The sequence below is a fragment of the Aliiglaciecola sp. M165 genome (assembly GCF_007197995.1).
In the GTDB taxonomy this organism is placed as follows: domain Bacteria; phylum Pseudomonadota; class Gammaproteobacteria; order Enterobacterales; family Alteromonadaceae; genus Aliiglaciecola.
This window is the reverse complement of sequence record NZ_VKKH01000001.1, coordinates 413395-437842: the sequence shown is the minus strand read 5'-3', so window position 1 is coordinate 437842 and position 24448 is coordinate 413395. Positions and strand designations below refer to the sequence as shown.

The 24448-nt window shown below is 44.9% G+C and carries 20 protein-coding genes; 18 read left to right on the top strand and 2 right to left on the bottom strand.

The genetic code is table 11. The annotated features are described in order from the left end of the window. Positions 1-2: 2 nt before the first annotated feature. Positions 3-317, bottom strand: coding sequence for an iron donor protein CyaY (gene cyaY / locus FM019_RS01875; protein WP_143834187.1), 315 nt, complete (start codon positions 315-317; stop codon positions 3-5). An 89-nt stretch (positions 318-406) separates the two neighbouring features. Between cyaY and gmk the strand changes: the two genes are divergently transcribed. From gmk to FM019_RS01820, 11 genes are all read left to right on the top strand, one after another. Then, the gene (gene gmk / locus FM019_RS01870) at positions 407-1051 is read left to right on the top strand and encodes a guanylate kinase (RefSeq protein WP_143834186.1); all 645 of its coding nucleotides are present in this window, start codon (positions 407-409) and stop codon (positions 1049-1051) included. Between the two features lie 105 nt (positions 1052-1156). Beyond that, positions 1157-1426 (top strand): DNA-directed RNA polymerase subunit omega, encoded by a 270-nt coding sequence (rpoZ, locus tag FM019_RS01865; protein ID WP_143834185.1) that lies wholly within the window; start codon positions 1157-1159, stop codon positions 1424-1426. Positions 1427-1534: 108 nt separating this feature from the next. Continuing rightward, positions 1535-3652: a bifunctional GTP diphosphokinase/guanosine-3',5'-bis pyrophosphate 3'-pyrophosphohydrolase gene (spoT, locus tag FM019_RS01860; protein ID WP_143834184.1), complete on the top strand. Its 2118-nt coding sequence runs from the start codon at positions 1535-1537 to the stop codon at positions 3650-3652. Between the two features lie 11 nt (positions 3653-3663). After that, entirely contained in the window at positions 3664-4050 is a 387-nt protein-coding gene (locus FM019_RS01855; RefSeq protein WP_143834183.1) for a RidA family protein, read from the top strand. A gap of 30 nt (positions 4051-4080) precedes the next feature. Beyond that, positions 4081-4761, top strand: coding sequence for a tRNA (guanosine(18)-2'-O)-methyltransferase TrmH (trmH, locus tag FM019_RS01850; RefSeq protein ID WP_143834182.1), 681 nt, complete (start codon positions 4081-4083; stop codon positions 4759-4761). A gap of 701 nt (positions 4762-5462) precedes the next feature. Then, positions 5463-6092 (top strand): peroxiredoxin-like family protein, encoded by a 630-nt coding sequence (locus tag FM019_RS01845; protein ID WP_143834181.1) that lies wholly within the window; start codon positions 5463-5465, stop codon positions 6090-6092. A 163-nt stretch (positions 6093-6255) separates the two neighbouring features. After that, positions 6256-6921: a peroxiredoxin-like family protein gene (locus tag FM019_RS01840; protein WP_143834180.1), complete on the top strand. Its 666-nt coding sequence runs from the start codon at positions 6256-6258 to the stop codon at positions 6919-6921. A 28-nt stretch (positions 6922-6949) separates the two neighbouring features. Then, positions 6950-9025: an ATP-dependent DNA helicase RecG gene (gene recG, locus FM019_RS01835; protein ID WP_143834179.1), complete on the top strand. Its 2076-nt coding sequence runs from the start codon at positions 6950-6952 to the stop codon at positions 9023-9025. Beyond that, complete coding sequence (locus FM019_RS01830; RefSeq protein WP_143834178.1) at positions 9012-9785, top strand: class I SAM-dependent methyltransferase; 774 nt, start codon at positions 9012-9014, stop codon at positions 9783-9785. Before recG ends, FM019_RS01830 begins: the two co-directional genes overlap by 14 nt. Positions 9786-9801: 16 nt before the next feature. After that, the gene (locus FM019_RS01825; protein WP_143834177.1) at positions 9802-10275 is read left to right on the top strand and encodes a peroxiredoxin; all 474 of its coding nucleotides are present in this window, start codon (positions 9802-9804) and stop codon (positions 10273-10275) included. 82 nt (positions 10276-10357) lie between these two features. Next, positions 10358-11539 (top strand): NAD(P)/FAD-dependent oxidoreductase, encoded by a 1182-nt coding sequence (locus FM019_RS01820; RefSeq protein WP_143834176.1) that lies wholly within the window; start codon positions 10358-10360, stop codon positions 11537-11539. Between the two features lie 74 nt (positions 11540-11613). Here FM019_RS01820 and FM019_RS01815 read toward each other — a convergent pair whose 3' ends face one another. After that, on the bottom strand, positions 11614-13608 hold the full coding sequence (locus tag FM019_RS01815; RefSeq protein ID WP_143834175.1) for a PKD domain-containing protein: 1995 nt from the start codon (positions 13606-13608) through the stop codon (positions 11614-11616). Between the two features lie 296 nt (positions 13609-13904). On the opposite strand from FM019_RS01815, the gene FM019_RS01810 reads away from it, so the two are divergent. The 7 genes from FM019_RS01810 to FM019_RS01780 all read left to right on the top strand — a co-directional run bounded on the left by FM019_RS01810 (position 13905) and on the right by FM019_RS01780 (position 24419). Continuing rightward, a complete protein-coding gene (locus FM019_RS01810) occupies positions 13905-14447 on the top strand; it encodes an ECF-type sigma factor (RefSeq protein WP_143834174.1) in 543 nt (180 codons plus the stop codon). Positions 14448-14450: 3 nt separating this feature from the next. Beyond that, positions 14451-17084, top strand: coding sequence for a serine/threonine-protein kinase (locus tag FM019_RS01805; RefSeq protein ID WP_143834173.1), 2634 nt, complete (start codon positions 14451-14453; stop codon positions 17082-17084). Between the two features lie 194 nt (positions 17085-17278). Beyond that, positions 17279-18529, top strand: a complete 1251-nt coding sequence (locus FM019_RS01800) for an efflux RND transporter periplasmic adaptor subunit (protein ID WP_260681503.1) — start codon at positions 17279-17281, stop codon at positions 18527-18529. A 21-nt stretch (positions 18530-18550) separates the two neighbouring features. After that, positions 18551-19270: an ABC transporter ATP-binding protein gene (locus FM019_RS01795; RefSeq protein WP_143834171.1), complete on the top strand. Its 720-nt coding sequence runs from the start codon at positions 18551-18553 to the stop codon at positions 19268-19270. Between the two features lie 9 nt (positions 19271-19279). After that, entirely contained in the window at positions 19280-21673 is a 2394-nt protein-coding gene (locus FM019_RS01790) for an ABC transporter permease (RefSeq protein ID WP_143834170.1), read from the top strand. Between the two features lie 19 nt (positions 21674-21692). Continuing rightward, positions 21693-23063 (top strand): sigma-54 dependent transcriptional regulator, encoded by a 1371-nt coding sequence (locus FM019_RS01785; protein WP_143834169.1) that lies wholly within the window; start codon positions 21693-21695, stop codon positions 23061-23063. 75 nt (positions 23064-23138) lie between these two features. Next, the gene (locus FM019_RS01780; RefSeq protein ID WP_143834168.1) at positions 23139-24419 is read left to right on the top strand and encodes a sensor histidine kinase; all 1281 of its coding nucleotides are present in this window, start codon (positions 23139-23141) and stop codon (positions 24417-24419) included. Positions 24420-24448: the final 29 nt, after the last annotated feature.

Genomic DNA, 24448 nt, shown 5'->3' with positions numbered 1-24448 from the left:
AATCAGGATAACTTAACAGGTTGACCGGCTTGTTTGCTAGCCGCTTCATCAATGAAAGACCAAAATTCTGCACCTGTGCGCTGGTCAATCCATTTATCTCCTTCCAGATTAAAATGATGACCATTATATTTGGTCGCGACCCAGATTTGGTGCAAGGGCGGTTGCTTGTTAAGTATAATTTTAGTGGTATTGGGGAATATCAACGTCAGTATTCCTTCCGCAGACTCATAATCGATGTCTACTTCACAGTCGTCCAATGCTTCTTCCAAGCGTATCAACACATCATCTACAAGTTGATGGTACTGGTTGTCATTCATATCGATTTTTGCCTTAACAAATTAAGTATCGTTGCAGAATATGCTAACATTGCAAAATCATTGCAGCAGTATTTTTCAGAAAAATTTTTATGTCACTAGCCCCTGGAAATCTTTTTATCCTTGCCGCGCCTTCTGGCGCAGGTAAATCAAGCCTAATCAATGCACTACTTTCTCGACACAGTGAGTCGTCGATGCATGGAAATGCTATGCAGGTTTCCGTGTCGCACACCACTCGCGCACCTCGTCCAGGTGAGGAAGACGGTAAGCATTATCATTTTGTTTCCAGAGAGGAATTTGAAACCTTAATCGAACATGATGTGTTTTTTGAGTGGGCGGAAGTATTTGGTAATTATTATGGTACATCAAGAGTTGTCATAGAAGAGACACTGCAACGGGGGATCGACGTATTTCTTGACATCGATTGGCAAGGTGCTCGTCAGGTTAAAGCTCAGATACCCGATACCGCAACGATTTTTGTCGCGCCTCCGTCAAAAAGCGAATTGCTCCGTCGACTGACACAACGCAACCAAGACTCAGAAGAGGTTATTCAGCAACGTATGCACAAAGCCGTTTCTGAAATTTCTCATTATCATGAGTTTGATTTTATTATTGTAAACGATGATTTTGATTCGGCTTTAAATGAACTAGATTCGATAGTAAGTGCTCGCCGACTAAGAAAAGAGAAACAAGTCATTCGCCATGACGATTTGTTTGAAAACTTATTAGACGAATAAAATCGCACTCAGATCGCTAAAGATCTTTTCAAGAGGCCAATAAAAACGTAAACTAGCCGACCTTTTTTTGAACACCCTTTTGTAAACTCGACCACGGAGAAAAATATGGCTCGCGTAACAGTAGAAGATGCCGTAGATAAAATTGGCAACCGTTTTGATTTAGTTCTTGTAGCAGCCAAGCGTGCCCGTCAGATTGCAATCGAAGGCAAAGATGCTCACGTACCTATGGGTAACGATAAAGCAACCGTTATTGCATTGCGTGAAATTGAAGAAGGCTTTGTTGACGCTTCTACAATTGCAGCAGAAGAGATTCGTGACCAACACGAACAAGATCAAGCAGAATTTGCCTCTGTCGCAAACATTATTTCTGAGTAAAACCTTTCTTGATCTCAGGCAATTCTCGCCTGGGATCAACTTTACGGCTGACAAGCTAAAAAAATCCCCGTATTCTTAATTCAAATTTGGAATTCACGCGAACCATAAGTGTATCTTTTTGAAGGCCTAAAAAATAAATTAAGCGATTATCTCTCTACTAAAACGGTAGAAGAGATTCAGCGCGCGTTTGTTTTGGCGCAAGATGCCCACGATGGTCAGATGCGCTCAAGCGGTGATCCCTACATTACTCACCCTGTTGCGGTGGCCGGTATTTTGGCGGATATGCGCCTTGATGACGAAACTATCATGGCCGCCTTGTTACATGACGTTATTGAAGACACCCATTACAACAAAGATGATTTGGTTGAACAGTTCGGCGAGACCGTCGGTGAGTTGGTCGAGGGGGTTTCAAAGCTCGACAAAATTCAATTTAGCAGTAAACAAGAAGCTCAGGCCGAAAATTTCCGAAAAATGATGATGGCGATGGTGCAGGATATTCGAGTTATCCTGATCAAATTGGCCGATCGCACTCATAACATGCGAACCCTAGGGTCACTGCGCCCAGAAAAACGTCGACGTATTGCACGAGAGACCTTAGAGATTTACGCTCCAATTGCCCACCGTTTAGGTATTCACGACATTAAAAACGAATTGGAAGATCTGGGGTTTCAGGCGATGTATCCCATGCGTCATCGGGCGTTAAAAGGTGCGGTGAAACAGGCCAGGGGCAATCGAAAGGAAATCATCGAAAATACCCGCAAAGAAGTCGAAACCCGTTTGGCCGCAAATAATATCGAAGCTGAAGTGGTTGGCCGTGAAAAACACCTCTACTCCATTTATCGAAAAATGAAGAACAAAGAGCTGATGTTCAATGAAGTCATGGACATCTACGCGTTTCGCGTGATCGTGGATTCTGTTGACAGTTGTTACCGTGCCTTGGGTGCCATGCATGCGTTGTATAAGCCTATTGAAGGGCGCTTTAAAGACTATGTGGCAATTCCTCGAACCAATGGTTATCAATCATTGCACACTTCGTTAATTGGTCCTCATGGCATTCCTGTTGAGATTCAAATTCGTACCCATGAAATGGACCAAATGGCCGACAAAGGTGTTGCTGCGCATTGGTTGTACAAAGATGATGGCGAGTCAAAACAAGGCACTACGGCGCAAGTACGAGCACGGAAATGGATGCAGTCCCTGTTAGAATTACAACAAAGCGCCAGCTCATCTTTCGAATTTATTGAAAATGTTAAAACCGACCTTTTTCCTGATGAAATTTACGTATTTACCCCAGATGGCCGGATCATCGAGCTGCCGATGGGAGCGACGCCCGTCGATTTTGCCTACGCAGTGCATACCGATGTGGGAAATTCATGTGTTGGGGTGCGTGTAGAAAGGCGAAACTATTCTTTGAACAGACCTTTGGAAAATGGCCAAACGGTAGAAATTATTACCTCTCCTCGAGCTAAACCTAATGCCAACTGGCTCAACTTTGTGGTGAGCGCCAGAGCCAGAGCGAATATTCGTCATTATCTTAAACGGCAGCACTCAGAAGAAGCTGTCAGCATGGGAAATCGCCTGCTGCGCCATGCTTTGGGGGCGGTTAAACTTGACGACATCTCGCAACAAGATAAAGACCGCGTTGTCGCCGAAACTAAACACAACACCTTTGATGAACTACTCTCTGATATTGGCTTAGGAAACGAATTGAGTGCCATTGTCGCCCGTCGGCTACTCGGCGAATCAGAAGAATTGCCTGATAAGAATCGCAATGTGGCGATTAAAGGCACGGAAGGCTTATTGGTGACCTATCCAAGATGTTGTTATCCGATCCCAGATGATGAAATTATCGCAATTTTGAGCCCAGGTCGCGGCATGGTTATCCACCAAGTGGGTTGTAGCAATATTCGCAAATTGAGCAAAGAAGAGCCTCAACGAGTTTTGCCGATGCAATGGGATAGCGAAGCCCAGGGAGAGTTTAAAGCGTCAGTGAGAATAGAATTGATTAATCATCAGGGTACGCTGGCGACATTAACCAATGCGGTAGCATCCTGCGATTCAAATATAATCGGCCTACAAACCGAAGAAAAAGAAAGTAACGTTTATTACATCGACATTGAATTGACGACCAAAAATCGAGTTCACCTTGCCAAGGTCATGCGCAAGATAAGATCGATGCCAGAAGTTCAAAAAGTCTCTCGCCACAGTAAAAACAGACAAAATTAGGATAATTCATTATGTCAAAGTCCGTTATTCATACCGACCGGGCCCCACAAGCTATTGGTACTTACAGCCAAGCTGTTAAATCAGGCACAACCGTTTACCTGTCAGGGCAAATCCCGTTGGTTCCTGAAACGATGGAAATGGTTTCGGAAGATTTTACCGAGCAAGCAGTACAAGTATTTAAAAATGTGACAGCTGTTTGCGAAGCCGCTGGTGGTGGTACCAATGATTTGGTTAAAGTTAATATCTTCTTAACCGATCTGTCGAATTTCGCGACTGTAAACGAAATCATGAGTGATTATTTCAAGCAACCTTACCCAGCAAGAGCAGCGATTGGTGTCAAAGCGTTGCCAAAAGGTGCTCAAATTGAAATTGACGGCGTGATGGAATTGCCTGAATGATAGTTAGGCTTCAATCCAGAGGTTTAAGCTGTGTCGCCTGAACGTTACGCCAAAATCCGTCAAATTTTGAGTAAGCGCCAAACCAGTCTTACTGTACTCATGGAGCAAGTGCATAAGTCTCATAATGTTTCGGCAGTAGTGCGTAGCTGCGATGCCGTTGGTGTTCACCAGGTACATGCTGTGTGGGACGATGAAACCGAACGATTGCGCGGCGGGACCGCGATGGGTAGCCAAAACTGGGTATATATGAAAACCCATAAGGATATTTCTCAAGCGGTGTTTCATTTGAAAGCACAAAATATGCAGGTGCTTGTCACGCATTTATCCGATGAGGCGGTCGATTTTCGTGAAATCGATTATACCAAGCCAACTGCGATAATTTTAGGCCAAGAAAAGCATGGCGCTACGGAGCAAGCCATTGAATTAGCTGACCAAGATATTGTTATTCCAATGGTTGGCATGGTGCAATCATTGAACGTCAGTGTTGCAGCAGCCTTAGTGCTTTATGAAGCACAACGTCAGCGGGAGATCGCCGGTATGTATGATCAACAGCAACTCGACGAAGCAGCCTGTCAGAAAATGTTATTTGAAGGGGGCTACCCAAAATTCAGACACATGTGCGACCGCAAAAACCTGCCTTATCCTCAAATCGATGAAAACGGTCAGATTGTCGCAGATGAAGATTGGTGGCACGCGATTCAGCATAAATAAATTCATCCCCGAGTGCTCTTTGTCGCGTGCGGAGTGGGGGATCTTTTACCTATTCCGACGAGCATTAAGGACTGCACTCTGTAGTAAGAGATTCCGCATAAAGAGCATCTGCGGAATGACGTGGTAAAAGGAACGTCAACCCCGTTATCCAAACCTTTAACAACGTCATCCCCGAGTGCTCTTTTCGGGGATCTTTTACCTATTCCGACGAGCGTTAAGGACTGCACTCTGTAGTAAGAGATTCCGCATAAAGAACATCTGCGGAATGACGTGGTAGAAGGTACATCAAACCCGTCATCAAACCTTTAACAACGTCATCCCCGAGTGCTCTTTTCGGGGATCTCTGACCTATTCCGACGAGCGTTAAGGACTGCACTCCGTAGTAAGAGATTCCGCATAAAGAGCATCTGAGGAATGACGTGGTAGAAGGAACATCAAACCCGTCATCTAAACCATTAACAACGTCATCCCCGAGTGCTCTTTGTCGCGCACGCAGTGGGGGATCTCTGACCTCCACCGCCCAACTCAAGGAATTGCGCCCTTTAGTAAGAGATTCCGCATAAAGAGCATCTGCGGAATGACGTGGGAATAGAATCAGTACTGGAAAGACATAGAATTCTGAAATATTAGTAATAAAGTGAAATCAAAATGCACTCTGCAAGGTCTAGGTCGCCAACTATCTAAAAATCCAGGATTTCTACATGCATATATTTCACACACTGGCAACACTGCTGGTCATTTTATCTTTTCAATCTTTTGCTTTGGATCGCACTCAAATTGCCGACTCGGCTGAAGATGTTACGCCGCTTCTTAACGGACAGATGGTGCCTAAAGGCACATTGCGCACTGCCGATGGCGCACCAGTAAGTTTGCAAGCCATGATCATGCAAAAGCCTTCTATCATTTTGTTTTACCGCGGTGGTTGGTGTCCTTATTGCAATCGTCAACTTGCCGGATTGAAAGACATTGAGCAAGAGCTTATAGACATGGGCTATCAAGTACTTGCTATTTCTCCTGAGTCTCCAGCCAAACTTCAGGAACAGAAATTGGAGACTGAATTTGCTGTGCAGTTATTATCTGATGAGAGTCTTGACGTCATTCGAGGATTTGGCGTTGGATTTTATGTACCTGCAGAAACTAAGGATCGGTACAAATCGAAATGGAATATCCAATTGACCGACGAAGCAGGCAGCGACAGAGCAGTGCTACCCGCCCCAGCAATGTTCATTGCTGATAAAACCGGTTTGATTAAATTTAATTATGTGAACCCTAATTACAAGGTGCGGCCTTCCGTTGAGCTATTGCTTCAGGCAGCCAAACTTAGTCTGTGAGGCTTTATACAACTTCAACCTAATTAGCATTCGGCATTGGGTCGATTGAGTGAATTAGTTGGCAATTGCCCCGATTCTTGGTAAACATTAGGGTGTGCAGAACATTTTATGCCGTACAAGGTTTATTGCACACCCTAATAACACTATCAAAGTGGGAACTGACATGCTCGTCTCAGTCTATTCAAATGTTAAAAAGCTATTATTGAGGTTGTTTTTAATAACGCTGTGCACGTTAGCGGTTTGTGCTAGTGCATTGGCATTTGACCGGACTCGTGTTAACGAATCCCCTGAACATATTTCCCCACTTTTAAACGGTCAATTTGTACCGGATGTCATTGTACAAACCGCATTTGGCAAAGACATTAGACTATTAGACATCGTTGAAAGCCGGCCTAGTGTCATCCTCTTTTATCGAGGTGGCTGGTGTCCATATTGCAACCGGCAAATGGCTGGCTTAATAGAAGTAGAGCAGCAGATTCTCGACCTAGGTTATCAAATCGTTGTTATATCACCAGATTCCCCAAAGCGCTTAAAAGAGCAGCAGACCAGCTCTGAATTCGATGTTGTGCGCTTGTCCGACAGCAAGTTAGTCGCGACCCGTGCATTTGGTCTTGCGTATTATCTACCAGAAAGTACGGTGCAAAAATATCAGTCCGAGCTGGGCGCAGAACTTGTTACGGTTGAAGGGACGAGTCGCCGGGCATTGCCAGTACCTTCGGCATTTATTGTCGACAACACCGGGTTAATCAAATTTCAATATGCCAATCCAAACTATAAAGTAAGAATAGAGCCGCAGTTATTGTATTATGCTGCTCGTGTAGCCAAATAATCTTCCATACCAACGACTCAAGGACGTAATGCAATTACTTGCCCAAACTTCGCTCACCGAACTTAAAGGTGTTGGCGGTAAAGTTGCCGAAAAATTATTAAAGCTCGGGTTGGCTACGGTTCAAGATCTTCTCTTCCACTTACCCTCTCGTTATGAAGATCGAACTCGCATTTACCCTATCGCAGACCTGCAACCTTTTTTACATGCAAGTATTGAGGGTGAAGTCATGTCGTGTGATGTGCAATTTGGGCGCAAAAGAATGCTAGTGGTTCGGGTCAGTGATAAATCTTCGACCTTGACCATGCGTTTTTTCCATTTTTCAGCTGCGCAGAAAAACAGTCTGGAGATCGGCGCAAAGATCCGCGCGTTTGGCGAGGTGCGCGCTGGAAAGCATGGGCTGGAAATGATGCACCCTGAATATAAAGTGATTAAAGATAATGGAATTGCTCAATTAGAGGAGTCTCTGACACCTGTTTACCCAACGACCGAAGGCATCAAACAAATCACTTTAAGAAATTTGACTGAACAGGCGCTTAAATCGCTGAAAAATGGTGGATTGGCAGAGCTGTTGCCAGAAAAACTATATGCCAACCAAATTAGTTTGTCAGATGCTTTAAAGTTAGTGCATCGGCCGCCACCCGATATTGTGCTATCGTCGTTGGAAGAAGGGCAACATCCTGCACAAAACCGATTAATCATTGAGGAGCTTTTGGCACACCATCTCAGTGTTTTAAAAGTTCGTCATCAAAGTAAGCGCCAACAAACAACAGCAATAAAGCCCGACAATATCCTCATAAAACGATTCTTGGAAACCTTGCCTTTTCAGCCCACAGGTGCACAACAGCGTGTTGTTGAAGAAATCCAGTTCGACATGCAACAGCCCTCTCCAATGATGCGTTTGGTGCAAGGTGATGTGGGGTCCGGTAAAACCTTAGTCGCAGCACTCGCCGCGCTGTCGGCCATAGGCGCGGGATTTCAAGCAGTCATGATGGCACCAACAGAATTACTGGCAGAACAGCATGCAAACAACTTCAGTCAATGGCTCACGCCACTAAATATTCGAATTGGCTGGTTAGCGGGCAAACTGAAAGGCAAGGCACGAGATGCCGTACTTGAAGAGCTAAAAACCGGACAAATCGATCTATTGATTGGCACCCATGCGGTGTTTCAAGAAGCCGTGCAGTATCATAATTTGGCATTGGTGATCGTTGATGAACAGCACAGATTTGGTGTGCACCAAAGACTCGCTCTGCGTGAAAAAGGCGAACAACAAGGGGCATTTCCACATCAGCTGATTATGACCGCTACGCCCATCCCCAGAACCTTGGCAATGACAGCTTATGCAGATTTAGATACATCGATTATCGATGAATTACCGCCCGGGCGAACACCTGTTACGACTGTTGTATTGCCTGATACCCGCAGAGGAGAGGTGATTGAGCGAGTGCGCCGTGCCGCGATTGAAGACAAACGTCAAACCTATTGGGTCTGTACACTAATAGATGAGTCTGAAGTATTGCAATGTCAGGCTGCTGAGGACACCGCAATTGCGCTTCGCACAGCACTACCTGAGTTATCAGTTGGGCTGGTTCATGGCCGTTTAAAGTCAGCAGAAAAACAGCAAATGATGGATGAGTTTAAACAAGGTAATTTGGATTTATTAGTGGCTACCACGGTCATAGAGGTAGGCGTAGATGTTCCAAATGCGAGTTTGATGATTATCGAAAATCCTGAACGTTTAGGGCTTGCTCAGCTTCATCAACTCAGAGGTCGTGTCGGGCGAGGCTCAGTCGAAAGTCACTGTGTGTTGATGTATCAAAGCCCGCTTTCAAAAACGGCCAGCAAACGACTAAGTGTGTTACGTGAGTCACACGATGGTTTTTATATCGCGCAGCAAGACTTAGAGATTCGTGGACCGGGGGAATTGCTCGGCACCAAACAAACCGGCTTAGCAGACATGCGTATTGCTGACCTAGTCCGCGACGCACATCTCATTCCTCAAGTGCAAAACATTGCCAATCACATGTGGGAAAATTACCCTGCACAGTCACAAGCTATTATTAACCGCTGGTTAGGTCACAAGGAGCGTTATGGACACGCTTAGTCTGGTATTGGCAGATCCGCAAAGTGCAGACTTGCAAGCCAAAGCAGCCGCTTTGGAAAAAAATTGGGGGTTAAAAAAAGAACCTTCTATGTCATCGGGCTTGGTGTTGTTTTTGGAGCGCCATCAGTTGTCATTGCGGCAACTTGATGAACCCAAGTTAGGTGCTGTATTTGTCGATTTTGCTTCAGATGCGTTGACCTTTAGGCGTTTACACAGTGGCGGAAAAAAAGAATCCATTGCTAAAGCTGTTGGTGTTAAGGGCGCGTATGCGCCCTCGGTTATAGATGCGACCGCTGGCCTAGGAAAAGATGCTTTTGTGTTGGCTAGTTTAGGTTGCCATGTTGAGATGATAGAACGCTCACCTGTTGTTGCTGCCCTGTTAGAGGATGGCTTAAATCGCGCAGGCCAGTCAACAGAATTGTCCCAGTGGTTACCCGAGCGAATGAAGTTGTTTCATGGACCTAGCTATACTCTACTAAATGATTGGCAAGGTAACCTACCTGATGTAGTGTATTTAGATCCAATGTTCCCACACCGGAAAAAATCTGCACTGGTAAAAAAAGAGATGCGTCTCTTCCAGCAGATGTTGGGACCGGATGAAGATGCGGATAAACTGTTAGCACCTGCACTGAAATTAGCGACAAAACGCGTGGTGGTGAAGCGTCCAGAATCTGCGCCTTTTTTAGATGGTAAAGAACCAAATATGCAAATAAAGGGTAAGAAACTGCGTTTTGACGTGTATTTTACCCAATTACTATAAATATAAGGAATGACAGATGATTTCAGAAGGCGCCACTATGCCAGAAGCCACATTATCCGCGCTGGTGGATGGTGAGATGCAGAACCTACATACAAACAACCTGTTTAATGACAAGAAAGTTGTGATGTTTGCAGTTCCCGGTGCGTTTACGCCAACCTGCTCCCAAGCCCATTTACCAGGCTATGTGGCGTTGGCAGATAAAATTAAAGCCAAAGGTGTAGACACAATAATTTGTTTGTCAGTAAACGATGCGTTTGTCATGTCAGAATGGGGTAAACAGCACAACGCTGACGAGATATTGATGTTGGCCGACGGTAACGGCGACTTTACCCAGAAAATTGGTTTGGATATGGACACAGACACCTTTGGTGGTATTCGCTCCGTACGTTACAGCATGTTGATCGAGGATGGTGTGGTGAAAAAAATCAATATTGAAGATCCTGGTCGTTTTGAAGTCAGTGATGCGGAAACCATGTTAAAATCCTTATAGTGGTGTTGACGCTGGGTAAAACCCAGCTTTAAGAGATGTGAAAAAGGAGCGTATTATCGCTCCTTTTTGTTGAGGAAAAGAATTGATTCAAAAAGATGTTATTGTCGTAGGTGCGGGTGCTGCTGGGTTGTTTTGTGCAGCTGAAGCGGGCAAACGTGGTCGCTCAGTGTTAGTCATTGATCACGCTAAACGCATCGGCGGGAAAATCCTTATGTCAGGTGGAGGGCGGTGCAACTTCACTAACATGTACGCCTCTCCAGAGAACTTTTTATCTGACAACCCCCACTACTGCAAGTCAGCACTTAGCCGTTATACCCAATGGGATTTTATTGGCTTGGTCAATGACTATGGCATTGCTTACCATGAAAAAACCTTAGGACAGCTGTTTTGCGATAACTCGGCAAAAGACATTCTCAATATGCTATTAAAAGAGTGTGATAAAGCCGGCGCTCAGGTCAAAACCCAATGTGAAATAACCGATATACAAAAAACCGTTAATGGATTCGCTCTGACTACCGCTCATGGAGATTTTGCGTGTGGATCTCTAGTCGTTGCAACAGGCGGCTTGTCGATGCCAAAGCTTGGTGCTTCGCCTTTTGGTTATAAAGTTGCGGAGCAGTTTGGATTGGCGGTTAAACCCACAAGAGCAGGGCTGGTGCCCTTCACCTTGCACGATCACGACAAAGCCGTGTTTGCCGATCTAAGCGGTATCTCTTTAGATGCACGAGCCAGTTGTAATGACACCAGTTTCAACGAAAACATCTTGTTTACCCATCGCGGGCTAAGTGGCCCCGCCGTGCTACAAATCTCGTCTTTTTGGGAGCCAGGCCAAGCGGTGGAATTCGATCTATTTCCCAATGGCGACCTTCATCAAGAACTTGTCAGCGCACAAAATCAATCACCCGACGCGCAATTAGCCACAGCTTTGGCAAAATACTATCCAAAACGTTATGTTCAAACCGCATTGCCATATTTGGGATTGGACAACAAACCGCTAAAACAGTACCAAGGCAAACAACTACAACAAGTATCCGACGCTTTCCATCACTGGCAACTCAAACCCAACGGCACCGAAGGCTATCGCACTGCCGAAGTGACTCTAGGTGGTGTCGATACCAACCAGCTTTCATCCAAAACCATGATGGCCAAAGACGTCGAGGGGCTTTACTTCATCGGTGAAGTTGTCGATGTCACTGGCTGGCTCGGTGGGTACAACTTCCAATGGGCCTGGAGCTCAGGGTGGGTTGCTGGGCAGGTGGTTTGAACCAGTAGATACACATATTAAAAAAGCACCCGTAGGTGCTTTTTCATTCTTTAAACTAGTAATGAAACCTAGGTTTAAAAATTAGTGTCCGCAGCCGTTCCGGTTCCTGCAGAAGGGTTGCCATCATCACCTGCCTCGCCAATGGTAAAGGTGTTACCATCGAGAGTAGGAGTTGACGCATCCTCTGTGTTCGCATCAAAAATGCCAATACTCCAACCACCTTTGCCTGCGGCTTGCTCGATTGCAATGATTGCGCTACCTCCGTTACCACCATTACCCGTGGTGATTTGATTATTACTAATCGTGGCAAAGGTGTCAGAGTTAAGTAATATGCCAAATGTTGGGCCACCGCCACCTGAACCGCCGATGCCGCCGTCGCCACCGTCACCGCCATTACCACCATTTCCGCCGTCACCAGAGTTGCTTGAGTTACCGTCTGCGCCGCTACCGCCTGAACCTCCGTCGCCACCGCTAGCTCCCAAGCCACCGATGCCCCCAATACCGCCATTGCTAGTCGTGATGGTATTGCCCGCGATGTCGTTGAGCGCGCCTTGAATGACATAAACGCCAATGGATGCGCCGCCTGAATTGGCTCCAAAGCCACCTTCACCACCTTCGCCACCTTCGCCACCGCCGCCACCGCCGCCGCCATTAAAGCCTAAGGTCGACGAACCGCCGCCTCCGCCTCCACCGCCGCCCGCGCCATCAGAACCACTCCGCCCAAGAGAGCCGCTAGACGTAGCGAATCGACCTCCATTAGTAAAACGGCCAAACCCAGTACCACCATTACCTGCTGAACCAGTGATTCCATTGTTTCCATTTACACCATTTACACCATCGTCTTCATCTTCAGATGCATCGCCGCCAGCGCCACCTGCGCCCGGACCAGTTGAGAAACCCAGCCTGGAATCTTCACCTCTTTCGCCATCTTCAGAAGAGCCTCTGCCTCCATCTCCCCCTTGTCCGCCACCGCTTATTCCCGTATCTGAGTCACCGCCAATACCACCATCGGCACCATCGCCATTACTGCCATTTCGCCCATCAGCACCAGCACCTCGATTGTTTTGCACTGCATCTCTTGCGCTCGCCGGGGCCGAACCACTTGTTATGGTATTATTGAGTAAGCTGAAAGAGGTGATTTGGTCAGATATAACACCATAAACTGATGCCGATGAGTTATCGAAGGGATAGTCACTCAAGCTGATAGTGTTATCTCGGATCATAAGGTGATCAAGAGAGACACCCTGAATTCCGACCACACTAGTACCGTTGTCGACTGCATCTAGATTTAGCATTAAGTCGATGCCTGACACTTCAACGTATTGGTCAGTGCTAGAATAGCGAATACCCGCTTCATTCTCGGTCATTATTGGGGTACGTTGGTTGGTGGCATCTCGGTGCCAATCTTCTAAGTAGCCACCATAAAAGCTGATGTTTTGGCTGATTGTCCTAGTGTCACCTTCCCACAACGAAAACACCGTATCATCTGTAGGCGTTTTGATATAGAAATCGACGTCAGTGTTGTCGTCGAGGTTTTGCTCAAGGACGCTAGCAAACTCTTTATACGGAGCATCGATTGAGCCATCAGATGCACCGGTAAACTGCGCATCAATAAACACGGCCGTGTCGACATCTTCTAACACGATTACCAAAATGGACGCTGAATCAGATTGTCCATTAGCAGTAGCGGTCACTTCAAAGGTAAAACTACTCACGCTGTCTGGAGCGCTAAAACTCGCGGTAGCAGTGTCGAAGCCGCTAGAGTTCGACACTGGCTCGCCGCTTTGCTGCACCCACTCATAAGATATGTCGTCTCCATCGGGATCAGATGCCGAGGCACTAAAGCTCACGGAATCCCCCACGCTGACAATAATACGGGAGTCTACGCTAACGCTTGGTGGGGTATCAGGTGGAGGAGGTGGTGGAGGGGGTGTTACCGGTGTCGACGTAGAACTGTCACCACCGCCGCCTCCACATGCACTTAAGAGTAAGGCACCAAGGATGGCGCTAGTTAACAAAGATAATTTATATATACCCTTCTCTTGGGCTGTTATTTGTAAGCTTTTCATATTTTTCTCCTTTTACATGAGCGTGATTGCTGCGCAATCGAGACCGTCGGTTTGACAGTTATTTTCATGTTCACTAACCCAATGCGTGAAAAGTGTTAAAACGCCCTCAAAAAAGTTTTTGAGGGCTAAATCGGAGATTTCTCGCAGTTAGAAAGTGAGAGAAAAAGTGTATTTCCACAGTATTATCTGATTAGGCGAAGAATCATGTGGTCTGGTGTGTTTTGCCAAGCTATTCAAATCCTTACTTTTGCAGTAAAGTCAATTTTTGCCTAAAAAATACACAACGGTGTTTCTAGATGGAAATATGCTTCGACGACGGTTTTAAGGAGCTAAGCGAACAACAGCAATCTGCGTTACTAGATGAGCTCAAAAAGATTGCTAGACGTTATATGTTCAAAGAGCGTTCCGGGCACACTCTGCAAGCTACTGCATTGGTGAATGAGGCCTATGTTAATTTAGCGGGTAAAGAGATAGACGTTGACAATAAAGCACATTTTATCGCCATTGCGGCCAGGCAAATGCGCCGAATCCTTGTGGATCATGCTCGTAAAAAACTGACAAACAAGCGCAGTGGAAAATCAGTATTGGTGACAATCAGCGAGATAGCGGATCAGTCAGATATCAACACGGTAGAGTTAATTTATTTGGACAAATTGCTCACGGAACTAGCTGCGTTTGATAAAAGAAGTGCGCAAGCCTTTGAATTAAAATTGTTTTCAGAGTTGAGCAATAATGAAGTTGCTTCTGTCATGAATGTGTCGCACGCAACCTTAGAGCGAGATTTGAAAGCTGCTAGAGCGTGGCTGAAGGTTGAAATGGCGAAATTAGGAAAAGGTTAATTAATGGATAAACACAAGTGGGATCGTATTAAGGATTTATTCAACGAAGCACTAACACTTGAACCTGACGAGCGAGAAGCCTTTATTCAAGGACATACAAAAGGTGATGATGAACTTGCTGAGCGAGTACTCGCTATGCTAAATGAAAGCACGGCTATCAGTGATAGTGGTAACGAGATATCTAAGATCGTTGATGTCAACGCCGCACAATTTTTGGAATCTGAAGCAAAACTAACGGTGGGAGACACCATCGAGCAGTTTAGGATTGTGTCACCTATAGGTGAAGGTGGTATGGGTAGCGTGTTTCTTGCTGAACGCGAAAACTCAGATTTTAGCCAACTTGTTGCGATAAAAGTTATACATCAAAGAATGCTTGGCCAACTCAACGAGCAACGTTTTAAGCTTGAACGCCAAATACTAGCTTCTCTAAAACATCCTAACATCGCAGGTTTTATTGGCGGTGGGCAAACCCATGAAGGTTTTCCCTATATCATTTTAGAATATGTTGATGGGGTAAATATTAGTGAATATTGCCGACAGAATAAGTTAACAACAGATCAAGTCCTCGATTTATATCAACAAGTGCTTAGTGCTGTAACCTATTCTCACCAAAATTTAGTTGTACATCGGGATATCAAGCCAAGTAACGTTTTGGTAACTAAAGGGGGCAGAGTGAAGCTGCTTGATTTTGGTATCGCAAAGCTTCTCGAAGAAGACAAAGAAAATACCAATAATCATCTCACTCAAGTTTCTATCCGTGTATTAACTCACAGTAATGCTGCCCCTGAACAGGTACTCGGAGAGCCCGTTACGACCTCTACCGACGTGTATGGTCTCGGTAGTCTATTGATGCAGTTACTGACAAACACGCCAGTGTTTGATTTTACGGACTCTACTCAACGTGAGCTTGAAACTAAAATTCTCGAGCAAACACCTGTAAAGCCGAGCCAACGATGCAAGGAATCTTCAGATTTAACCATACAATCCAGGCTATCTGCCGTAAAAGGTGATTTAGATACTATTGTTTTAAAAGCGCTGAACAAAGCAGCCGATAAGCGCTACGTGAGTGTTGAAGCCTTGGCTTATGACATTCAGTGTTACCGCTCTAATTTTCCGATAATTTCCAGACCACCCAGCCGATGGTACGGTTTTTCAAAGTTCGTACAGCGTAATAAACTCAGTTCAAGTTTAGCGGGTGTATTGGTGATAGGTCTGGTGAGTTTCGCTGTTGTAGTGTCTTATCAGTCGGCCCAAATTCAACAGCAACGAGACAGGGCAGTGCAACAAGCCTCAATTGCGCAAGAGACTACTCGATACTTGACCGATATATTTGTATCTGCTGATCCAAACGTTAATGATGGTGAGGTCATTAGTGCAGCGACATTGATTGATGAAGCCTATGCTTCTGCTTTGGCGTTGGATGGAGCACCTGCTATTCAAGCAGAGTTGTTGATTGTTTTGGCGGGAGTTTATCAGCAAATAAATGAGGTGGATAAAGCATTTGAGCTGATTCAACATGTTGAAACTCAGCTTGCAGAGAATTCATTATCTGGCAGCGCGCAGCAGCGGCTAAGAGTGATGTCACTATACCAACTCGGTGCTTTACAGGTTGTAACAGGTGACTATCTAAGTGCAAGCAACTCTCACCGCAAAAATTTGGAAATAATCAGTTCACTGCGTGATGTAGTAAATTTAGACCTCAATTACTATAAAATAGCCGCTCACTATAGTTTGGCTGCGGCTCAAACCTATACCTTAAAAAACGCGCCTAGTTTGCAAAATTTTGAACAAGTGATTGCGCTTTCTGAAAATACGCAATACGAAGAAGAATATACCGCGAGTGCATATTTTGGTGCAGGTGCAGTGCTTCGTGATATGTCTAGATTCGAAGAGTCCAAGGAATATATGCTTAAGGGGTTGGCATTTAACAACAAATATGATGTGAAGCCTACTTTGGATCTCGCTCACGGTTTGAATCAATTTTCTAATACACTTCTTCAGCTTAACGAATACGACGAAGCCCTGGATTATGCGAAAAAAGGTCTGAAAATTCGCCAAGATATACACAAAGGCCCAAGCATAGAGATTGCAGCAAGTATGGGCATGGTAGCCAACATACTTGTAGCGCAGCAAAACTATGCTAAGGCGATTGAAAGCAGAGAAGCAATGCTGGAGGTTGTAGGACAGACCGTGGGGAAACAACATCCCTTTTATCCTATTTCATTAAGTGTGATTGGAAGGATTCATTTGCTTGCTGGCAATATCAAAGAAGCGGAGAATATCCTTACGGAAGCCCTTTCCCGTTTTAATGAAATCAACCCAAATGGCTCAGCAGATATTATTGTCATGTCACTTGAGCTTAGTGCATCTTTGTACTTTCAAAATAGTTATGCTGAGGCTTCAAAAGCCCTCGATATGGCAATAATAAATGCAGAAAAGCACTTGGATGAAAAAGACAATTATCGTTTTTCCATCATAAAGGCATATGGCGCATTAATAGCATGGCGGGAGAAAAAATTGTCTGACGAAATGCTACAAGAGGCCCTCACTGCGTCAGTAGAGAGTTTTAAACAAACCTATGATATTGACACGACTCAATACCGAGATTTTGTAAATCGAATTAAGTCGATGCAATAACACTGTCCGATTCCGTAAACCTCATTTACGAAATCGGACACACTATCTTAGCCTAAAACCTCTGAAAATTATTTTTTCTATATGTTTCAATCGATTAAGTTTCGTTATCTGGTTGGCACAGAACTCGCAATAGTGAACCCAAACATTCATAGCATTAGAAAAGTGCTTTCAAATGGGAGGAGCATATTGTGGATATGCCAATTGAAACTACTAGCAAATCGCTTTTTAAAAAGAAGTACCGGTTTGCATATATTCTTGCAGGGCTAATTGCGATTGCTTTTATCTCTGCTAGCTATTTCGACCCGGCTGTACCTTCTGTCAAACAAACGGATGTTTGGATCAGCGAAGTCAAACAAGGTGAGTTTACCCGTAAAGTTCGTGGAGTAGGTGTGCTTGCTCCCTCAGAAATACGCTGGATTGCTGCAGCGTCAGCAGGGCGGGTTGAACGTCTATTGATCAAACCCGGCGCACTGGTTAGTCGCGATACAGTTATTGCTGAGCTATCTAATCCAGACATTTTAAGCCAATACGAGCAGGCACAGTGGGAGTTGGATGCTGCTGAAGCAAACTTATTGGCCCTGGCGGCGCAGCTCGAAGAACAAACATTAGAACAAGAGCTAATGGTTACTCAATCCAGAATGTTTCTGGAAACTGCCAAATTAAAGCAAAAGGCTGAGCAGCCCTTAGCAGATAAACACATCATTTCTGATTTGGATTTTGCGACGACCCAACTGAACACCAAGCAAAGGCAAGCGGAATTGGATATTCGATTAAAAACCCAGAAGCGTAGAGCGGATGTGGTCAGTGCCAAGTTGGCAGCGGAAGAAGCGAAAGTACGCAAATTCAGGAATATGCTCAACCGCTTCGAGTCCCAATTGAATGCCTTAAAAATTACTGCTGATATCGACGGTGTTTTACAACAAATATCGGTCGATGTCGGTCAACGGGTTGAAGTTGGTGGGAATATTGCGCGAGTCGCTCGTCCAGATTCACTTATGGCGGAGCTGCAGATTCAAGAGAATCTTGTGCAGGACTTACAGCTGGGTTTTGTCGCGACGATCGACACCCGAAACGGATTGGTTGAGGGCGTAGTGAAGCGCATTGATCCACGAGTGCAAAACGGCAATGTGCAAGTAGACGTTGAATTGACAGGGCAGCTTCCTAACGGCGCCCGTCCAGATTTAAGCGTAACTGGCACCATCATTGTCGAACAGATTGAAAACGCACTTTATATTGATCGTCCAGCCGGTGCAGTTGCGCTGACCGATACCCGATTGTTTACATTAGATAGCGATCAACGGTTAGCACAACAACGCAAAATTAAACTTGGAAAAGCATCGGTATCATCCATTCAAATCATCGCAGGTTTACAGCAAGGTGATTCGGTAATTGTTTCAGATATGTCTGAATTTACCCAACACGATGCCATTAGATTAACGCAATAAACAGCAAACTCGGAGACCCTCATGACGAATTCAAACACAATCATTTCACTTCAAAATGTGAGCAAGGTTTTTCGAACAGATGAAATCGAAACCCATGCCTTGTCTAACATTGGTTTCGATATTCAAAAAGGCGAATTTTTATCTATAGCCGGGCCCTCAGGGTGCGGAAAATCGACATTGTTGTCCATTTTAGGCCTACTGGATGTGCCCAGCTCAGGTAGCTATTTAATTAACGGGCAATCCACTGAAAATTTGGATTTAGACCAACGTGCCCGTCTTCGTTGCGAATCCATAGGCTTCGTGTTCCAGGCCTTCAATCTAATCGGCAACCTGAGTGTGTTTGAGAACGTTGAATTGCCACTTACTTATCGTGATGACATGTCCAAATCCCAACGTCTTGAAAAAGTAAACGTTGCGTTAGAAAAAGTTGGTATGAGTCACCGTAATCGGCATTTCCCTGGACAATTATCTGGCGGGCAACAACAGCGTGTTGCGGTTGCCAGAGCCTTGGTCAGTGAGCCCACACTGTTGCTTGCGGATGAACCAACTGGGAATCTGGATTCTAAGAATGGTGAGGCGGTCATCCAGTTACTCAGTGACCTTAATCAACAAGGCACGACGATTTGCATGGTGACCCACGATACGCGCTACGCCGATCTTACGGATCGTGTGGTGCAATTATTCGACGGCAAAATGGTAGACGAGCAAATTCCTCTTCATCCCATGGCAGCAAATCAATAGGAGGCGCATATGGAAAGGTTATTAGGGGACATTGAATTTGGTTTTCGTAGTTTGAAAGCTAGCCCCATTTTTTCGTTCATCGCCATTTTGACTCTGGCACTGGGTATTGGAATCACTACCGCGATGTTTACCCTTGTAAACAACGTGTTACTCAAACCTTTGCCGTTTCCAAATGCTGAGGAGCTGGTGTTTGTCGGTACAATGAATGTGAAGAAGAACGAATTGAATAACAGCTTCAACCTCGATTTTTATAAACAGATACAAGATACACAATCGCCGTTAAAAGAAATGGCCTACTACGCATTTGATCAAGCGACGCTTGCCCAAGGAGAGCAACAAAAACCGCTGACGATGCTTATTACCAGCCACAATTACTTGTCGATGTTTGGCGTTAAGCCATTCTTAGGAAGATGGTACGAGCAAAGCGATATCAACACTCAATCACTGCTTATCAGTCACAAGGTTTGGCAGCGAGATTTCAGCGGCGATCCTGACATCCTCAATCGAATGATAAAACTTAACAATCAGGATTTTCAGGTTATCGGTGTGATGCCACCGAATTACTCCAGTACAGGCTATACATCGGTCGATTTATGGATGCCTATTGACCAGCTGGATAGACCCGTGTTGGTCGTTAGCAGGTTCCAATCAGGCCTGAATGTAGAACAAGCCAAGCAACAATCTGCTGGTATTCAGCGTCTTATCAATCAGTCCGGAGGAGACACAGATTACGTATGGGAAATTCATTATGTGCCCATCCTAGAACGGATAGTGGGTGATTCCAAGCCTTCCCTGTATCTGTTATTGGCTTCAGTACTCGCCGTTTTCCTAATTGCTGTGTTAAATGTGGTCAATTTAACTTTTGCACAATACGCCAATCGAACTCAAGAACTTGCAGTACGGGTATCTGTGGGTGCTTCTCGCTCACGGCTGCTGCGTCAGCTGCTAACTGAAAGCTTACTTTTATGTTCAGTTGGCGGAATATTGGGGCTATTACTTTCGGCTTGGTCGATCGAATGGATTCAGAGTCTAATGGGTTCAAGACTTCCGAGGTTGTATGAGGTCGGTATTGATCACAATACAGTTATTGCTGTAATGGTACTGATTACTTTATCGACCCTTGCAACCACATTGATCCCTGCATACTCGATTGTTAATCCCAACAAACTATCCGATGCGATTAAATCTGCCGGGCGCAAGGTAACCGGTGACGAAAAAAGTCAGCGCGTACGTCGATTGCTTGTCTCTGGTGAAGTCTGTGTGGCAGTTGTATTGCTTATTTGCGCTGGGCTACTTATGCGAAGTTATATTCAATTGTCTAACCAAGCCACCGGATTCAATACAACTAATGTTGTGACAGGACATATTTGGCTACCTGATAATTTTGAGCCACAACCTACTCGCGCCGGTTTTTGGTTTAACGTTGTAGAAACCTTGAAACAACACCCCAAAATTTTAGAAGTGGCGGGTACGTCTACTATGCCAATGGGAAGAACTGGCATCGATTTTTCAATTAACTATTCATTCCCTGGTGCGCCATCAGTACCTCGAGGCGAAGAACCATCTGGTCATGTTCGCACCATTACCAGTGGATATTTCAATCTGTTAGAAATTCCTTTGCTCGAAGGTCGTGAGTTTGATTTACGGGATACCAAAGAAAGTCCCAAAGTGGTTGTAATAAACCAAAAACTTGCGGAACAGGCCTGGCCAAATCAACAGGTAATCGGCAATATTTTAAGTTTGCCTGAATGGATGGGCGGGGACCATACTGTTGTCGGCGTGGTGGGAAATGTTAAACATCGTGGCCTGAGGGCAGCACCCGTAGCTGAATTTTTCTTGCCGATCACACAACTAAACTATCCAGGTATGACGGTTTTGGTAAAAACAGACGCGGATTCTATTGGCGCGATTAAAAATCATATGCTTCAGACCTCTATTCAATTGGAAGCGACGGCGCCCATGATCCTAATCGAAACCTTAGAAGAGTTGACCCGTACTTCTATTGTCGAAGAAAAATTGCTGTTAACCGTTTTGGCCATTTTTGCTGCTATAGCATTATTGTTAGCCAGCATAGGCGTTTACGGCATTAGCGACAACATGGTTAGTCAACGCACTAACGAAATTGGCATTCGCATGGCCATCGGCGCAAGGCCCAACGTCATTAAACGCTGGATTATTCGAGATACAGCGCGACCCGTTTTAGTAGGGGCGATAGTCGGCATGATACTGGCATTTATTTTCAGTCAATTTATCGCTAGTGTACTCTATGGAGTGAATACCTTGGATCCAATAACCTTTGCGGCGGTTCCTATTGTGTTGTTTCTAGTTGGGCTATTTGCTACCTGGATACCTGCCCGACGAGCGACCAGAGTTCATCCCCAACAAGCTTTACAATATGAATAAAAAATAAGACGTTTAACCTATGCCTAACACTAGAATACTCATTGCTGATGACCAAGCGCACATACGCCAATCGCTAGCCTTATTGCTTGAACCCGAAGGGTTCGAAATAACGGAGGTCGATACGCCGCAGAGTGCGCTGCATGTCTTGGATAAGCAAAGCTTTGACTTAGTGCTGATGGACATGAACTACGCGAAAGACACCACATCTGGAGATGAGGGAATTGCGTTAATAAAACAGATTCGTCTAATCGATCAAGCGTTGCCCATCATTGTCATGACAGCGTGGGCAAACATCGAACTTAGTGTTTCTGCGATAAAATCAGGTGCTAATGATTTTATCGAGAAACCCTGGAATAACGCGCGTTTACTTTCACTTATAAATAACCACATTTCCCTTGCCCAAGAAAAATTAAACAATCGCCGCTTGACCGAGCTAGCCAAGAAACCGCAGACGTCTGAAAGCGTCATAGCGGTGGACGAAGCCATGCAGCCAGTCATGCAGCTTATAGAACGCACGGCTTCGAGCGATGCCAATATTTTGCTCACAGGAGAAAGTGGTGTTGGAAAAAGCCTGTTTGCAACCCTGATACATAACCTAAGTCCACGAAATAACGCCCCAATGGTGAGTGTGAATATGGGAGCACTCTCCGATTCACTTTTTGAAAGTGAGTTATTCGGTCATCAAAAAGGTGCTTTTACCGATGCCAAGGCGAATCGCATGGGGCGTTTTGAAATGGCAGACAAAGGCACTTTGTTTTTAGATGAAATTGCAAATATTCCCATGGCATTGCAAGGCAAAATGTTAAGAGTGCTTGAATCTGGGGAATTTGAACAGCTCGGTTCTTCTAAAACGAAAAAAGCGGATGTGAGAATAATATCGGCAAGTAATGTTGATTTTGGCTTAGAGGTTGAAGAAGGTCGGTTTCGCCAGGATCTTCTATACAGACTAAATACCATCACAATTGAAATACCACCTCTTCGCAAGCGAAATGCTGACATAGTGCCGCTAGCTGAGTCATTCCTGAATAAATTGAAATCAAAGTATCGACGTCCAGAACTTGACTTGTCTGATGATGCTAAAAAAGCACTTATTCAGCACTCCTGGCCGGGAAATGTCAGAGAGTTGTCCCACTGCATAGAGCGGGCGGTACTGATGGCGTCGGCTCAGTCAATCGTTGCAGAAGACTTAGGTTTAACGTCGTCAACAAAACAATCGGATTTGACTCAGATGACCCTGGAGGAAGCTGAGAAACTGCTGATTTCCAACGCAATCAAATCAAGTGATGGCAATATTTTACTGGCTGCTGAAAAGCTTGGCATTTCTCGCGCTGCACTGTATCGTCGGTTAGATAAATATGAGGATTTAAACGATCTAGATTTGAAAGGATGACTGAAAATCTTGGATGTAAAACTCGATAAACCATCTCACACCCTTGAAACCACGATTTTTCGATGGGTGTTACTCATGGGTTCAGTATTCCTAATAGTGGTTATTTTTCTATTTTGGTACGCCGAAGCTAGTTGGCTGAGCGTCTTCACTTTTATTCCCTTAATCGTGGTTGTTTGGTTATTGATTGCCTTTCATATAAAAAGTGTTTTGGAACGGCATTTTTATAGTCTGGCCAATGTGATCGAAAGTCTGCGTATGGGCGACTACAGCATGAGAATAGCCGCGCAAAATTCAGACAGTGCCTGGAGCGATGTTTATCGAGAGATTAACCTTCTGGCAGAAGGTCACCAAAAAAAACGCCTGCAATTTGTTGAAACAGACATATTGCTCGACAAACTCCTTGCTGAATTCGATGTTCCCGTATTTGTATTTGATCGCAATGATATCTTGAAAAACATCAATGACATGGGATGTGAGCTGTTTGCCAAATCCAAGTCTTCGTTATTGGGTATGAACTTAATACAACTGCACTTAAACCAACTAATTGAGCATGCTTCAGGAGATGTGGTAGAACATTGGTTTCCAAGTCGCGGCGGCCGGTGGGAATTGCGTAAAAACTATTTTATCCAGGGCGAACAGCGCTATTCATTGCTATTGGTGAATGACTTGTCTCGAACGCTCAGAGAGGAAGAGCGGAGTGCATGGCTTCGTTTGATAAGAGTGCTGGGTCATGAGTTAAATAACTCTCTGGCCTCAATGATTTCGGTAAGCGAGACCTTAATAACGCGTTTGTATGATGAAAAGACACAGGCCTGGCATCAAAGTTACGAAAAAGCCCTATCGCTGATGCAGGAACGAAGTAAAAGTCTCCTGAAGTTTACTGAAGCCTATACAAAACTTGCCAAATTACCCACACCTGAAAAACGCAAAACCGACTTACTGCAATTGGTGCAAGGGCTGAGCGAATTATTGGAAGGCGAGTTTGCGATCAAAAACACAGAACCTTTGGCAATAGACGTTGACCCAGATCAGCTTCAGCAGCTTTTGATAAATCTAATGAAAAATGCCGTGGAGGCCTCAAGCGCAAAAACTCCGGTGAGCATACAGTGGCAAGGTTTTAATCAAGGTGTTCGAATTCAAATTATTGACCAAGGCATTGGTCTTCCCAGTTCAGACAACCTCTTTGTCCCCTTTTACACAACCAAACCAGACGGCAACGGCATTGGGCTGTTTTTGTGCCGCCAAATTGCCGAAGCGCATAATGGCACGTTGCGATTGATTAACCGCAGCGATCAATCAGGGTGCATTGCAGAGTGTTGGTTACCGTATGCAAAAACTAATGCACAGATTGCTTAGTCTTCTCTTACTGAACCGACGTTAAGAGT

Coding starts and splice junctions, on each gene's coding strand:
- rpoZ (WP_143834185.1), top strand. CDS start 1,157: ATGGCTCGCGTAACAGTAGAAGATGCCGTAGATAAAATTGGCAACCGT.
- FM019_RS01825 (WP_143834177.1), top strand. CDS start 9,802: ATGATTTCAGAAGGCGCCACTATGCCAGAAGCCACATTATCCGCGCTG.
- FM019_RS01855 (WP_143834183.1), top strand. CDS start 3,664: ATGTCAAAGTCCGTTATTCATACCGACCGGGCCCCACAAGCTATTGGT.
- FM019_RS01790 (WP_143834170.1), top strand. CDS start 19,280: ATGGAAAGGTTATTAGGGGACATTGAATTTGGTTTTCGTAGTTTGAAA.
- gmk (WP_143834186.1), top strand. CDS start 407: ATGTCACTAGCCCCTGGAAATCTTTTTATCCTTGCCGCGCCTTCTGGC.
- FM019_RS01795 (WP_143834171.1), top strand. CDS start 18,551: ATGACGAATTCAAACACAATCATTTCACTTCAAAATGTGAGCAAGGTT.
- FM019_RS01800 (WP_260681503.1), top strand. CDS start 17,279: ATGCCAATTGAAACTACTAGCAAATCGCTTTTTAAAAAGAAGTACCGG.
- FM019_RS01830 (WP_143834178.1), top strand. CDS start 9,012: ATGGACACGCTTAGTCTGGTATTGGCAGATCCGCAAAGTGCAGACTTG.
- recG (WP_143834179.1), top strand. CDS start 6,950: ATGCAATTACTTGCCCAAACTTCGCTCACCGAACTTAAAGGTGTTGGC.
- FM019_RS01840 (WP_143834180.1), top strand. CDS start 6,256: ATGCTCGTCTCAGTCTATTCAAATGTTAAAAAGCTATTATTGAGGTTG.
- FM019_RS01785 (WP_143834169.1), top strand. CDS start 21,693: ATGCCTAACACTAGAATACTCATTGCTGATGACCAAGCGCACATACGC.
- FM019_RS01845 (WP_143834181.1), top strand. CDS start 5,463: ATGCATATATTTCACACACTGGCAACACTGCTGGTCATTTTATCTTTT.
- FM019_RS01805 (WP_143834173.1), top strand. CDS start 14,451: ATGGATAAACACAAGTGGGATCGTATTAAGGATTTATTCAACGAAGCA.
- FM019_RS01810 (WP_143834174.1), top strand. CDS start 13,905: ATGGAAATATGCTTCGACGACGGTTTTAAGGAGCTAAGCGAACAACAG.
- cyaY (WP_143834187.1), bottom strand. CDS start 317: ATGAATGACAACCAGTACCATCAACTTGTAGATGATGTGTTGATACGC.
- FM019_RS01815 (WP_143834175.1), bottom strand. CDS start 13,608: ATGAAAAGCTTACAAATAACAGCCCAAGAGAAGGGTATATATAAATTA.
- FM019_RS01780 (WP_143834168.1), top strand. CDS start 23,139: ATGGGTTCAGTATTCCTAATAGTGGTTATTTTTCTATTTTGGTACGCC.